The sequence below is a fragment of the Priestia sp. ST2 genome (genome assembly GCF_055810735.1).
This window is the reverse complement of record NZ_JBVVNT010000004.1, coordinates 520,612-533,656: the sequence shown is the minus strand read 5'-3', so window position 1 is coordinate 533,656 and position 13,045 is coordinate 520,612. Positions and strand designations below refer to the sequence as shown.

General features: G+C 39.4%; 12 protein-coding genes and 1 other RNA gene. 10 read left to right on the top strand and 3 right to left on the bottom strand.

Features of this window, described 5'->3' with window-relative positions; all coding sequences use genetic code 11:
* Window positions 1-57: 57 nt before the first annotated feature.
* Both AC0KUU_RS20155 and AC0KUU_RS20150 read left to right on the top strand, forming a co-directional pair.
* Complete coding sequence (locus AC0KUU_RS20155) at window positions 58-1,998, top strand: beta-glucoside-specific PTS transporter subunit IIABC (RefSeq protein WP_322552282.1); 1,941 nt, start codon at window positions 58-60, stop codon at window positions 1,996-1,998.
* Window positions 1,999-2,040: 42 nt separating this feature from the next.
* Window positions 2,041-3,534, top strand: coding sequence for a glycoside hydrolase family 1 protein (locus tag AC0KUU_RS20150; protein ID WP_097822852.1), 1,494 nt, complete (start codon window positions 2,041-2,043; stop codon window positions 3,532-3,534).
* A gap of 87 nt (window positions 3,535-3,621) precedes the next feature.
* Here the strand turns inward: AC0KUU_RS20150 and AC0KUU_RS20145 are convergent, their stop codons facing one another.
* On the bottom strand, window positions 3,622-4,440 hold the full coding sequence (locus AC0KUU_RS20145; RefSeq protein ID WP_043981307.1) for a histidinol-phosphatase: 819 nt from the start codon (window positions 4,438-4,440) through the stop codon (window positions 3,622-3,624).
* A gap of 247 nt (window positions 4,441-4,687) precedes the next feature.
* On the opposite strand from AC0KUU_RS20145, the gene rnpB reads away from it, so the two are divergent.
* The 3 genes from rnpB (at window position 4,688) to AC0KUU_RS20130 (ending at window position 6,930) form a co-directional block, all read left to right on the top strand.
* Window positions 4,688-5,076, top strand: an RNA gene (rnpB, locus tag AC0KUU_RS20140) — RNase P RNA component class B.
* Window positions 5,077-5,297: 221 nt separating this feature from the next.
* The gene (locus tag AC0KUU_RS20135; RefSeq protein ID WP_043981309.1) at window positions 5,298-5,687 is read left to right on the top strand and encodes a VOC family protein; all 390 of its coding nucleotides are present in this window, start codon (window positions 5,298-5,300) and stop codon (window positions 5,685-5,687) included.
* 358 nt (window positions 5,688-6,045) lie between these two features.
* Window positions 6,046-6,930 carry a LysR family transcriptional regulator gene (locus AC0KUU_RS20130; RefSeq protein WP_043981310.1) on the top strand — a complete coding sequence of 295 codons (885 nt, stop codon included), beginning with the start codon at window positions 6,046-6,048 and terminating at the stop codon, window positions 6,928-6,930.
* A gap of 32 nt (window positions 6,931-6,962) precedes the next feature.
* On the opposite strand, the gene AC0KUU_RS20125 is transcribed toward AC0KUU_RS20130, so the two are convergent.
* Entirely contained in the window at window positions 6,963-7,520 is a 558-nt protein-coding gene (locus tag AC0KUU_RS20125) for a MerR family transcriptional regulator (protein WP_043981311.1), read from the bottom strand.
* A 353-nt stretch (window positions 7,521-7,873) separates the two neighbouring features.
* On the opposite strand from AC0KUU_RS20125, the gene AC0KUU_RS20120 reads away from it, so the two are divergent.
* Window positions 7,874-8,188, top strand: a complete 315-nt coding sequence (locus AC0KUU_RS20120; RefSeq protein ID WP_043981312.1) for an MGMT family protein — start codon at window positions 7,874-7,876, stop codon at window positions 8,186-8,188.
* Window positions 8,189-8,516: 328 nt separating this feature from the next.
* Here the strand turns inward: AC0KUU_RS20120 and AC0KUU_RS20115 are convergent, their stop codons facing one another.
* Window positions 8,517-9,134: a LysE family translocator gene (locus AC0KUU_RS20115; RefSeq protein ID WP_043981313.1), complete on the bottom strand. Its 618-nt coding sequence runs from the start codon at window positions 9,132-9,134 to the stop codon at window positions 8,517-8,519.
* Between the two features lie 138 nt (window positions 9,135-9,272).
* Between AC0KUU_RS20115 and AC0KUU_RS20110 the strand changes: the two genes are divergently transcribed.
* The 4 genes from AC0KUU_RS20110 to AC0KUU_RS20095 all read left to right on the top strand — a co-directional run bounded on the left by AC0KUU_RS20110 (window position 9,273) and on the right by AC0KUU_RS20095 (window position 12,923).
* A complete protein-coding gene (locus tag AC0KUU_RS20110; protein WP_043981314.1) occupies window positions 9,273-9,818 on the top strand; it encodes a cupin domain-containing protein in 546 nt (181 codons plus the stop codon).
* Window positions 9,819-9,988: 170 nt separating this feature from the next.
* The gene (gene bla, locus AC0KUU_RS20105) at window positions 9,989-10,921 is read left to right on the top strand and encodes a class A beta-lactamase (RefSeq protein ID WP_043981315.1); all 933 of its coding nucleotides are present in this window, start codon (window positions 9,989-9,991) and stop codon (window positions 10,919-10,921) included.
* 98 nt (window positions 10,922-11,019) lie between these two features.
* A complete protein-coding gene (locus AC0KUU_RS20100; RefSeq protein ID WP_043981316.1) occupies window positions 11,020-11,283 on the top strand; it encodes an excalibur calcium-binding domain-containing protein in 264 nt (87 codons plus the stop codon).
* Between the two features lie 242 nt (window positions 11,284-11,525).
* Window positions 11,526-12,923 carry an NCS1 family transporter gene (locus AC0KUU_RS20095; RefSeq protein ID WP_043981317.1) on the top strand — a complete coding sequence of 466 codons (1,398 nt, stop codon included), beginning with the start codon at window positions 11,526-11,528 and terminating at the stop codon, window positions 12,921-12,923.
* Window positions 12,924-13,045: the final 122 nt, after the last annotated feature.

Here is a 13,045-nt window from a genome sequence, read left to right as displayed (position 1 = left end):
GTTACAAACATGCGGTGATCTGTTTGGGTTTTTTTATTGAAAAAAGGAGGGATATAAATGACTTCATATAAAGAAACGGCTAAACAAGTAGTAGATAAAATCGGTGGAGCACAAAATGTTAACCAGGCTTGGCACTGCGTGACAAGACTTCGCTTTAATCTTCATAACAAGAATAAGGTGCAGGTGGAGGAAATTAAGCAAATAAAAGGAGTGATGGGCGCTCAATTTTCCGGGGATCAGTTTCAAGTCATTATTGGAAACAGAGTTGCTGAAGTTTTTGAAGAAGTTGAACCATTGCTGGGCAGTGGAAGAGCTACCGAGGAGAAAAGCAGCCAAAAACAAGGCGTTGTTTCACTTCTAATGGATAGTATTTCAGGAATTTTCACTCCTATCTTACCAGCTCTTATTGGTGCGGGTATGCTAAAAGCTTTTATCGCTTTATTTGCTACGCTAGGATGGCTGAGCATAGAAAGTGATACGTACGCAGTGCTGAATGCAATTGGGGACGGAGTCTTTTACTTTCTGCCATTTTTCTTAGCCGTTTCAGCAGCTCGCAAGTTTAAAACAAATGAATACTTAGCCCTTGCTTTAGCAGCTGCCATGCTGTATCCGACCTTTGTAGATGCAGCGAGAGGCATTACGAAAATAAAAGAATTCACGTTATTTGGAATCGATTTTATATCCATTCCAGTCGTGAACTACACGTCTAGTGTAATACCGATTATTTTAGGTGTACTTTTATTGAAATATATATACAAATTTGTTCGTTCATGGATGCCGGCTACCGTTACGGTCATGTTTTCACCACTGTTTGCACTTCTAATCGCTGCACCTATTACGCTATGGTTAATCGGTCCGCTTGGAACGTATATGGGAGACGGATTAGCAAGTATATTCTCATGGATGTTTGAAACAGCGGGTCCGCTGGCAGGGCTTTTACTGGCAGGGCTTATGCCTCTTATTATTATGACAGGTATGCACTATGCAATAGGTCCAATTGCGATACAAAACCTAAAAGTGTATGGGTTTGACAATGTTTTGATGCCGATGATGTATATCAGCAACCTTGCTCAAGGAGGAGCGGCTTTTGGAGTAGCATTGAAGACAAAAAATAAAGATTTAAAACAAGTTGCGTTTTCATCAGCTATTTCAGCTGTTATCGGAATTACAGAGCCTGCCATGTACGGAGTAAACATGAAGTTGAAAAAGCCTTTTTATTACGCTATTGCCTCTAGTGCACTGCTCGGTGGCTTTGCCGGGTGGTATGGGTTTAAAGCATTTACATTAGGAGGATTAGTCGGAATCTTTGCTATTCCTACGTTTGCAGATCCAAGCGGAGCAGCAGGCAATTTGATTGTCGCTGTGGCGCTGCTGGCAGGGGCCGTTATTTTACCAGCCGTCTTGGTCCTTACTCTTGGGTTTAAAGATATTGCTTCAGAAGAACCAGAAAAAAATACAATAAAACTTGAAGAACATCCTGTCAAAGAAGAAGCACCACTGCAAAATGTTTCTCTAGCAGTAGAGGAGAAAAAAAGTGGTAAAACAAAAAGCGTATTCTCTCCGTTGCACGGTGAACTTGTACCGCTGCATCAAGTGTCAGATCCAACATTTGCTCAAGAAATTATGGGCAAAGGAATTGCGATTAAACCTAGTGAAAACCGCGTAGTCTCGCCTATCGCTGGAACGATTATGGTGCTGCCTGATTCTCAACACGCAATTGGCATTAAAGGAGAGGACGGAGCCGAAATTTTAATTCATATTGGAATTGATACCGTTTCTTTAAAAGGAGAGCATTTTAAAGCACTTGTAAAAGAAAAAGATTATGTAAATGCAGGGCAGCCGCTCATTGAATTTGACCGACATGCGATTGCAGAAGCTGGATTTGAAACTGTTACGATGGTTATCATCACAAACACAACGGAGTATTTAGATGTGCTGTCTGTCAATGAAATAGGTCCAATTTTTGAAGGGGAACAGCTACTTTCTGTAGTGAAATAAATGCTATTTTTAATAAAAATATGAGAAAAGGACGTGGGGACTATGTTAACAAATGATACTGTATTTAAAAAGGGATTTTTATGGGGAGGAGCAACAGCTGCTAATCAAATTGAAGGAGCTTATGACGTTGATGGAAAAGGGCTGTCTACTGCAGATATGATTCGATTTGTCCCAAAAGACGAGCGAACTGGTTATTCAATGGATGTAAAAGCAGATTATATTGAAGATGTGCTTAACAACAAAGTAAACGATCGTTTTCCAAAGCGTACGGCCATCGACTTTTATCATCGCTATAAAGAAGATATCGCACTGTTCGCAGAAATGGGGTTTAAAACGCTTCGCATTTCGATCAACTGGGCGAGAATTTTTCCAAATGGAGATGATGTGAATCCAAACGAAGCAGGGTTGCAATTTTACGATAACCTATTTGATGAAATGTTAAAGTACGGAATTGAGCCGCTAGTGACCCTTTCGCATTATGAAACGCCGCTTGAGCTTACCCGTAAATACAACGGCTGGTACAGCCGCAAGCTAATTGGCTTTTATACACGCTACGCGGAAACGGTATTTACACGCTATAAAAACAAAGTCAAATATTGGCTCACGTTTAACGAAATCAATGTGATTACGCATAGCCCTTATACAGGCGGCGGTATTTTAGTTGAAAATGTTCCAAATCAGTCAGCGGAGCAAATTGCGTATCAAGGGGCGCATCATCAGTTTGTTGCGAGTGCACTTGCCACTAAGTTAGCTCACGAGATTATTCCTGATGTAAAAGTAGGATGTATGCTTGCGCGTATGACAACGTATCCTGTGACGAATCATCCGGATGATATTTTACTAGCTCAGCATAAAAATGACTTGAACTTATTTTTTACAGATGTTCAAGTTCGCGGAGAATATCCAAAGGTAATGGAACGTTACTTTAAAGAAAACAACATTCAAATCGTAAAAGAAGTAGGGGATGACGAGATTATCAAACAATATCCCGTTGACTTTATTTCATTTAGCTACTATATGTCTCTTTCTGTCACAACTCAAAGTGAAGAAGAAAATGTCCTAGGAAATATGATTGCAGGAAGTGTAAAAAACCCTCATCTTCAAACGTCTGATTGGGGATGGCAAATCGATCCGAAAGGACTGCGCTATACGTTACAAGATTTTCATAACCGCTACGGCAAACCGCTGTTTATCGTTGAAAATGGGTTAGGAGCTCATGACAAAGTAGAAGAAGATGGCTCAATTCATGATCCGTATCGTGTAGATTACTTAAGACAGCATATTGAACAGATGAAAGAAGCGGTCAAAGATGGTGTAGACTTAATGGGTTATACCGCGTGGGGACCTATTGATTTAATCAGTGTATCAACAAACGAAATGTCAAAACGATACGGCTTTATTTACGTAGATCAAGATGATGAAGGAAATGGTACGCTTGAACGATCTAAAAAAGATTCTTTTTACTGGTATAAGCAAGTGATCCAGACAAATGGAGAAGATTTATCTTCAACTACAAAAGTCAAAGTTTCTCAGTAAAAAACACATGCCTGAAAACACGCGATGTTCCTTCATCTGCGTGTCTTCAGGCATATTTGTATTTACAGTCTATTTAAGTTTACCGTTTTACAAAGAAGCTACCTGCATTTTTTTCTGTCTAAAAAAGACCCAATCCTTAAAGCCGATTTCTTTAAGGCGCTTTTTTACTAGTTCAAAGTCGTCGCCAATGCGCTCCGGGTCATGGGCATCGGAACCAAAGGTAATGCGTACCCCGTAGTGCAGGGCTCTTTCCAAAATATCATCTGCAGGATACCAGCCTCCGCAGTCTTTGGTTTTGCCTGATGTATTCACTTCTATGGCAATGTCATGTGCTGAAATCACTTTTAGCGTTTGATCAATAACAGCTGTCTGAATAGAAGAAAAAGAAGGATAGAATCCTTTCATGGCATCAATATGTCCAAGAATCTGAAACATTCTGCTCCGGGCAGATTCTTCGATCAATTGATAATACGTTTCTTTCGTGCGCTGCTTTTCTTGCTGAGAAAGGCCTTCCCAGCGCGTTTTATGAAAGATGCTGACTTCCTCAACTTGATGGACAGAGCCGATTATGTAGTCAAACGGATATTTTTCATAGTAGCTACGATATATCTCCGCATGCTCGGGAAAGAAATCAGACTCTACGCCTAACAGCACTTCAATTTTTTCTTTATAGTCTTCTTTTAGTTTCAAAATCTCAGCTACATATCCGGAGAATGCGCTTTTTCCCATCGCAATGTGAGGATGCGGCTGGTCTTCTTCGCTCGCAAAATAAGGAGAATGATCCGAAATCCCAATGATATCAAGGCCTTTATCAATAGATGCCTCTATATAATCTCGAATCGTTCCGCGAGCATGTCCGCATCGGTCGTGATGGGTATGAAAATCAAATTTTAAATCAGCGTTCATTTTTCATCACCTCTGTTACCTTTTTATGTAGTGTATAAAATATTCTACAAAGAAACAAAGTATCCCCCGTAGAAATGGATGAAGAGAATATTTCTTGGCTTGCTGGTGAGTCATCTACTAAAAAGATTGTACAGAAAGAGGTTATTTTATTTAATTTGCTGCAAAAATTGAAATGGAATCCATACCAAAAGTTACATTTGATTCGGCAAGCTAAAACGCATATACTACTCATACACGATCTGAAATAACGTTCAGGTAATCGCTGCATCATTTGATGTAGAGGAAAGTCCATGCTCGCACGGTGCTGAGATGTCCGTAGTGTTCGTGCCTAGTGAAAAAATAAGCTAGGGCAGCTTGGCTTATAGCTTAGCTGACGGCGGGAAAAACCACCTAAGTCTTCGGATATGGTCGAGTATCCCTGAAAGTGCCACAGTGACGAAGCTTTGCTGGAAACAGCAAAGGTGGAACGCGGTAAACCCCACGAGCGAGAAACCCAAACAATGGTAGGGGAACTGTCTCTAAGGAATCAAACGGAGAGACGGACGGTTACATGTGTAATCGTAGATAGATGATTACCGCCTGAGTACGAGAGTAAAATCGTTTGCAGTACAAAGGTACAAAACATGGCTTATCGAACGTTGTTGAAACAGAGACTGATTATAAAATACGTAACCAAAACAAACCAATGAGGTTTGTTTTTTTATTTGTTATTTTTCAAATCATAGCCGATTCATTGATAGAGTGCTTGAATTTTCCTAACTATAGTATGAGAATTCAAGGTATATGGAAATACATATTGTCTAAATTGCGCTATAGTTTACTTGTACTTACTAAATACGGGGAAAGAGAGAATATTCATGATTAAAAAAATGGAGCATACAGCAATTATTGTTGGAAATATGGATGAGACGATTCACTACTACGGAGATATGTTTGGCTTTAAAGTTCGCCTTCAAGGATCTAACGAGAAAAGAGAGATGGCTTTTTTGTATCTTGAAGAACAGCCGGGTATGGAAATTGAGCTCATTCGAGATATTGATCCGATTGGCGAGTATAACAAAAGCGGGATTGTTAACCACCTTGCCTTTACGGTAGAGGATATAAATAAGGCGATTCAACATTATAAGAGCAAAGGAATTGAATTTTTATCATCTGAGCCTCAGCCAACGCTTGAAGGCGGCCGTATGATTTTATTTCACGGACCTAATGATGAGTTGCTGCAGTTAGTAGAACGGGTTAAACTTTAAAAAGTTTACTTTAAGAGGTACATACAAGAAAAAATGTGTGTTAGATTCTCAAAAAAGACCTTTCTTTTATGGTGAGAGAAAGGTCTTTTTGATGTGTAGTTACTATGATATCTTAGTTAGCTTTTTAATAACTTTCCTTACGTTTCATACCAAATCCTTCTTTCTGCTAGAAAATGATGAGTATAAAATTTTAATAAGTGCCGTATACAGCAATCGTCAAGATGAACTAAAAACATTCTCGAGTATGTTTCCATTTTTTATAGTAACACCCTCTATTTATAATGTATAATTCATTATAATCATATTTTTCATACATCTGTGTAATGAATAGAATGGTTTGATAAGGAGATGGTACGGAGTGGAGTGGCAGCAGTTTAAATATTTTCAAACGCTAGCACGTACGCAGCATATGACGCGAGCAGCAGAAGAACTGTTAATTACGCAGCCTGCGCTCAGTCGTTCAATTGCTCGTTTTGAAGAAGAAGTAGGAGCGCCTCTATTTGACCGGCAAGGACGTTCCATTCAATTAAACCAATATGGCAAAGTTTTTTTAAAGCGTGTAGATAACATAATGAAAGAATTTGATAAAGGACAAGAGGAAATTCAAGCGCTGCTAGATCCTGAAAAAGGGCAGGTGTCACTTGGGTTTTTACATACGCTCAGCACAGATTTGATTCCAGATTTAATCGCGTCGTTTCGCAGCTTATATCCTAAGGTGAATTTTCAGCTGAGGCAAAGTCCTTCTCACGTTCTTCTTGAGCAGCTGCAGCTCGGTGAACTGGATCTTTGTTTGATTGCGCCTATGGAAGAGAAATCGGTCATTAAGTGGCAGCATCTTTGGAATGAAGAGCTGTTTGTGATCGTACCGAAAAATCATCAGTATGCTGATCGTGAAAGTATCCCACTAGAAGAAATTGCTGAAGAATCATTTATTCACTTAAAAGAAGGTTTTTCTCTTCGTCTTACGTTTGAGCAGTTATTTGAAGAGACAGGGGTAAAGCCTCACATCATGTTTGAAGGAGAGGAAGCTGATACCGTAGCGGGACTTGTAGGAGCCGGCTTAGGAATTTCTATCCTTCCAGATTTACACGGAATCGATCAAAGTAAAATAGTGAAAATCCCATTAGCTAAAGCCAACTGCCACCGAGTAATTGGACTAGCATGGATTGAAGGAAGATATCTATCACCGGCTGTTAAACAGTTTAGAAACTTTGTTTTACATAAATTTAATGACCACAAATAAAGGTGTTTCTTAGCCTAGATTTGTTTACAAACTTAGTCCTTTTTTCGTTGGAATAATCGTTTTAAAATCGATCTCTTTTTACCTACTACGCTGCTTTCTTTTGAAGCTTCTACTAATTCTGAAATGGCCTGCTGTTCACGCAAGCTTTTACGCAAAGATTGAATGAGCTGCTTATCTTTTTCCTGAAGAATTTGTTTTGTATCAGGCTCTTGTTGGGGTGAAGGCTGTACCGGCTGTTCGGGAGGTGTCGGCTGCTGGTCGTCGGCCTCGGGCTGGTCAGCTGCTTCTGCTGTGTTCTTTGTGTCCTCTTTGTCTTCGGCTTCTTCTAGAGACACGGCAGCTTGATCCTCGCTTGTAGTCAAAGAGAATTCTTTTTGCAGCGCTTCATGGATTTCTTCTGCTTGACAGCCCTCATCATAAAGCTGCTTAATTTTCAGTAAAACGGTCGCAGCCGCAGCTTCATATTGTTTTGGTCGATGATCCTCTTTTTGTATAAAGAAATATTGGAATTTATCTATATATCTTCTGATGGTTGAAGTAGGAATACTCGTTTCTTCAGATAATTCTTTTACACTAAGCCATTTTGTCATTTTCTCACCACTTTTTAAATGATTACTTATTCGTCAGCATCAATTTGAAATTGTACTAGTATCTACTGTTTATCTTATCATGTAACGCTTCTACGTACCTTGCTGTGTTGGTTTCTGTAACGTTTTTATAATCACAGTGTCATAAATGAGGTATAAGCTGCCACTCGCACAAAGATTTGTTAGTTGAAGAATAGGAAATAATCAGTAAGCATTTGTTTGGAGTATGTTGAACAATGATGAGCGTACTTCTTATTATTATCTTATAATGTTGCTGAAGAAAAATCGAGTGATTCCTTCACTGTTTATTTAATATGGTAATGTTGTACTAAAGAAGAAACGAAAGGAGGAGCGACTTGAGTTTTACAGAACGAGCAGTAGCACTTATTAAACAAATACCATCTGGGAAAGTAATGACATACGGACAAATCGCCCGCCTGGCTGGTAGTCCGCGAGGTGCAAGGCAGGTTGTACGAGTCCTGCATTCGATGAGTAAGAAACATAATCTCCCCTGGCACAGAGTCATTAATTCTAAAGGAGAAATTGGGTTTAAAGACGAAGAAATGTACGTTGTTCAAAAACTTTCACTCGAAGCGGAAGGAATACTCGTTTCTTCGGATGGAAAGCTTGATCTTAAAGTCCATCTCTATGAACCTGACGTGTATAAATAATAAAAGAAATTGAGACATAGCGAAATTAATTCCAGCTAAAGATGAACAAACGAGATAGAGGAACTGAACCGCTTGTGACACCGCCATTAATTTCCGTGCAAGACTTCGCTTTCCGCGGGCGGGCGGTGAGCCTCCTCGTCGCGTATGCTCCTGCGGGGTCTCACCATTCCCGCTTTTCCCACAGGAGTCTTCGTCTTGCCCTCCAATCAATAGCTAGAAGCACCTGATTAGACCTACGTTCACTATCACAATAAAAAAATCCAAATGAGTTTAATTCTCCATCAAGAATCAAACTCGTTTGGAACTTTCTTCAACTAACATACTTTTGTTATTTATGTTTTTCAAAAGCAAGCTTTAATCCAAACCCAATTAACACGACGCCCGTTGCTTTATCCATAAAGCGCTGAACGCTAGGTGTTGTGAGCCATTTTCGTAAATAGTTAATAAAAAAGACGAATACGAAAAACCACGTGATAGCAAGGATCGTATAGGTTATTCCCATCAGAAGTAATTGAAGCGTTACGTTTTGATCACTTTGAACAAATTGAGGTAAAAAAGTTAAGAAAAACACCGCCACTTTTGGATTAAGGACGTTTGAGACAAGACCTTGACGAAAAGCGGATGTTTCCTTTGACTTCTCCTCTTTTATAGGAGAAACTGTATCGGTTTTTTTAGAAAGAAAAGCAGAGATTCCTAAGTACATTAAGTACAGGGCTCCTGCATATTTTACGATTTCAAATGCCAGAGCTGACTGAAGAAGAAGAGCTGATAAACCAAACGTAGCGGCGAGTGTATGAACTAAAGAGCCGCTCGCTAATCCTAATGCCATTTTATAGCCGCCCGTTTGTCCACCTGACATCGTTCGTTTGGTAATAAGAGCAGTATCAATACCAGGACTCATAATAACAAATAGTGTGAGAATCAAAAAGGTGAAGATGTCGTTCATTTTTTTCTTCCTCCTTACTGTGATAGTATTAAACTGTATTTTATTTATTAAATATAATTTAACATAAGTAACGCTATTTATTAAGTTTAATTTAATAAAATTAAATGTAATTAAACGTTTTTTTATGGAGGAATCATCATGGAAAACATAGATATTGGAAAAAAAGTAGAGAAATTTCGAAAAGCAAAGGGGCTAAGCAGTCGAGAATTAGCCAAATTAGCGGAGATTACGCCGTCTATGTTAAGTCAAATTGAGCGAGGATTAGCTAATCCGTCCATTTCCACGCTTAAAATTTTAGCTAAATGCCTCGATGTTCCTACTTTCAGTTTTTTACTTGAAGAAATAAATACCTCTCATTTAGTCGTACGGTCGAACGAGCGTACAACGATGAAAGTAAAAGAGTTAACGTATTCGCTAGTATCACCAGACTTTACGGGAAATCTAGCTACGGCGATTATGGAAATACCGCCGATGAAGTCTTCATCAGAATCTCCTTTAGCGCATAAAGGAGAGGAAGTGGCATATGTCTTAGAAGGAAAAATTAAGGTGTATTTGGAAGAGGAAGTATACGTGCTAGAAAAAGGAGACAGCGTCAAAATCCCTTCGCACCTGAAACACAAATGGGACAATCCGTTTGAGGAGAAAGCCGTGATTTTATTCTCAGTCACACCGCCTGTTTTTTAAAATACTTACGATTTTTATACTGCTCATCTTCAGTGTGAGCCACTTTTATTATACAAATGTGATAAAGCTATCATGTTTGTAAGGGTAAACAATTGATAAAATAGAATTGTTGGTAATCTCTACCTAAGAGAATACATACTAAATACTTTTTGGAAAGGTGTTGAAGGGTAATGAAGACATGGAAAGAGATGTTTCGTACTTCAAAGCTAAAAAAAATGATGCCTGTACTCGCTCTGTCGTGCGCGGCGGCTGTAAGCTTTTCGAGCAGCGAGGTACATGCTGAAACGGTAAATTGTCAAAGGCAAGAAACTAAGAGTGATCGAGAGTTTGCTAAGCTTGAAGAAAAATATGATGCGAATCTGGGCGTTTTTGCATTAGATACGGGTACAAATAAAACGGTAACGTATCATCCGGATGAGCGTTTTGCTTATGCGTCTACTCATAAAGCTCTCGCTGTCGGTGCACTTTTACAGCAGAAGTCAATCGAAGATCTCAACGAGCGAATCTTTTATACGCGCGATGACCTTGTGAACTACAATCCAATTACAGAAAAACACGTGGATACAGGTATGACTCTTCGAGAACTCGCGGATGCATCGCTTCGCTACAGCGATAATACGGCAGGGAACTTAATTCTGCAGCAGCTGGGCGGACCGGATGGATTTAAAGAAGCTTTAGAAAACATAGGAGACGATGTGACGCTGCCTGAGCGCTTTGAACCGGATTTAAATGAAGTGAATCCAGGAGAAACCCACGATACAAGTACACCAAGAGCACTCGCTGCAAGTCTTCAAAAATATGTACTTGGACAGGCACTTCCTGAAGACAAACGTGCACTTTTAACAGATTGGATGAAGCGAAACACAACAGGGGATGCGTTAATACGAGCGGGCGTGCCGAAAAGCTGGGAAGTAGCCGACAAGACAGGCGCAGGCTCATACGCGACGCGAAATGATATTGCTATCCTTTGGCCGCCAAAAGGAGATCCAATTGTTCTTGCGATCCTTTCCAATCGTGCGGAAAAAGATGCGGAGTATAATGATAAACTAATTGCAGAAGCGGCTAAACAAGCGGTGAAGACTCTTAAAGTTACTCGTAAATAAAATTGGATAGTAGTAGTTTAAATGTAAAAAAAAGATTGAAAAGATCGATAGAACATTCTATTATTAATTAGAAAAAATATAGGAAGGAAGTATCTCTTATGAAAAAGATTTTTCCAATTGTTCTATCTTTCGGTTTATTAACGAGCGTATCTTTTAGCACAGTTTCAAACGTAGATGCGGCAGCTAAATCTTACAAAAACTGTACGGAATTAAACAAAGACTACAAAGGCGGCGTAGCTCGTGCGGCTAATGTAACAAATAAAGGCGGCAAAACAAAGCACAAACCGTATGTGTCAAAATCACTGTATGATGCCAATACAAAGCTAGATCGAGATAAAGACTACATTGCCTGTGAAAAATAAATACTAGCTGATTCATCCAAGCGCTTATTGTAAGCGCTTGGATTTTTTATTATCATCAACTCCTGTATGTTGTGAGTTGAGGTCAAAAATTAGTCAAACCGCACAAAATAATATCAGAAAATTCACAAAAATAATAATGAACTTGCGTTGGAATTCGTATACACTATGTACATGTTAAGTTAACTTACATCTAATGTTAGAAATTAGGGTGGAAACATCACACAAAAGGAGTTGAGTGTATAGTGTCTACAAATGCAACAAGTTCCGTTATAGAAGAGGTGCATTCTCATCAAGATGCAGGTCTTGATCCGTCACTGAAGCCAAAAGCGGAAAGTGATCGAAAGCTAACTCCGATGTCTTATATGTTTATGTGGATTGGAGACGGCGTTAATTTAGGAAATATGACGCTTGGCGCAAGCTTAGTAGTAGCAGGTACTGCGGTATTAAATCTTTTTCAAACGTTTGTGGCAGCGATTATTGCCATTGGTATTATTTCTACTTTTTTTGTGTTAAACGATCGAATTGGCTATAAGACGGGCATACCGTATGTGATGCAGCTTCGAATGTCTTTTGGAATAAAAGGATCCGTCATATCGTCTCTTTTACGAGGTATTCCAGCTATCATTTGGTATGGTTTCCAAAGCTGGACAGGCGGTACCGCTTTAAACGAAATCGGGAAAATTGTGAGTAAAGGGTCTTTTGACAATCTTGTTCTTTGCTTTATTATCCTTCAGCTGCTGCAAATCGTGCTTTCCCTGTACAGCTTCCACGCGGTTAAATGGGTAGAGATGCTTGCTTCAATCATCATATTGCTTGGCCTTGTTTACGTATTTGGTGTTCTTTTAACTTCTCATAGTGAGGTAGTAGGGGAGAAGTGGGTACATACAAAAGGTTCATGGGGACTTCCGTTCTTTTCTTTCATTATGATGTTCATGGGGAATTATGCAGCGATTTTTCTAAGCGCAGCCGATTACTCTAGAGAACTGAAGCCAGGAATTAGCGACACAAAGCGTGGGTTCTTATACTTTACACCAATTCTAGTAGCCTATGGATTCGTTCTTACAATCGGGGCAATGCTTGCTTCTGCTACGGGTATTTCCAATCCAGTTAAAGCGTTCGCGGTTGTAGTGGATAATTCGTATATCACCGTCGCTGTATCGGCTTTTATTGTGATTGGCGTTATTGCCGTAAACATGGTGGCGAACATTATTCCACCTACGTATGTGATTACGCTGCTGACAAAAGCAAATTATAAAGTGGCGGTGACCATTACTGGACTCCTTGCCTTTTGCTCGTTCCCTTGGGTGCTTGTTCAAGATTCGTCAGCTGCAGGTCTTGGGCTGTTCATTTTGATTTACTCTGCTTTTTTAGGTCCAATTGTTTCTATTTTACTGGTTGATTACTATATTTTACGAAAACAAAGAGTAAACGTAGAAGAATTGTATCAAGAAAAAGGGCCGTTTTCCGGCTACAATCCATGCGCCATGCTTGCGATGCTCATCGGCGCAGGTGCTGCATTTATCGAAGTCGATTTAGGCTGGATTATAGGAGTGGTAGTTGCAGGAGTTGCGTATATTCTTTTAACGAAATTTGCTTTTAAACATTCAAAATTTAAAAAAGGAACCATCTTTGAATACTAACATTCCATCGATAAAAGCCTTTGCTTGCTGCAAAGGCTTTTATCGCGTCAGATTAAATCTCTTTGTCTAGTTTCCTAAAAAGTGGGTAAAGTAAAGAAGAGAAAAAAGTTACCTCTATTGTG

What these genes read in the sequence shown, in the direction of transcription:
- AC0KUU_RS20155 (WP_322552282.1), top strand. Translation starts at nt 58, where the DNA reads ATGACTTCATATAAAGAAACGGCTAAACAAGTAGTAGATAAAATCGGT.
- AC0KUU_RS20150 (WP_097822852.1), top strand. Translation starts at nt 2,041, where the DNA reads ATGTTAACAAATGATACTGTATTTAAAAAGGGATTTTTATGGGGAGGA.
- AC0KUU_RS20145 (WP_043981307.1), bottom strand. Translation starts at nt 4,440, where the DNA reads ATGAACGCTGATTTAAAATTTGATTTTCATACCCATCACGACCGATGC.
- AC0KUU_RS20135 (WP_043981309.1), top strand. Translation starts at nt 5,298, where the DNA reads ATGATTAAAAAAATGGAGCATACAGCAATTATTGTTGGAAATATGGAT.
- AC0KUU_RS20125 (WP_043981311.1), bottom strand. Translation starts at nt 7,520, where the DNA reads ATGACAAAATGGCTTAGTGTAAAAGAATTATCTGAAGAAACGAGTATT.
- AC0KUU_RS20115 (WP_043981313.1), bottom strand. Translation starts at nt 9,134, where the DNA reads ATGAACGACATCTTCACCTTTTTGATTCTCACACTATTTGTTATTATG.
- AC0KUU_RS20110 (WP_043981314.1), top strand. Translation starts at nt 9,273, where the DNA reads ATGGAAAACATAGATATTGGAAAAAAAGTAGAGAAATTTCGAAAAGCA.
- bla (WP_043981315.1), top strand. Translation starts at nt 9,989, where the DNA reads ATGAAGACATGGAAAGAGATGTTTCGTACTTCAAAGCTAAAAAAAATG.
- AC0KUU_RS20100 (WP_043981316.1), top strand. Translation starts at nt 11,020, where the DNA reads ATGAAAAAGATTTTTCCAATTGTTCTATCTTTCGGTTTATTAACGAGC.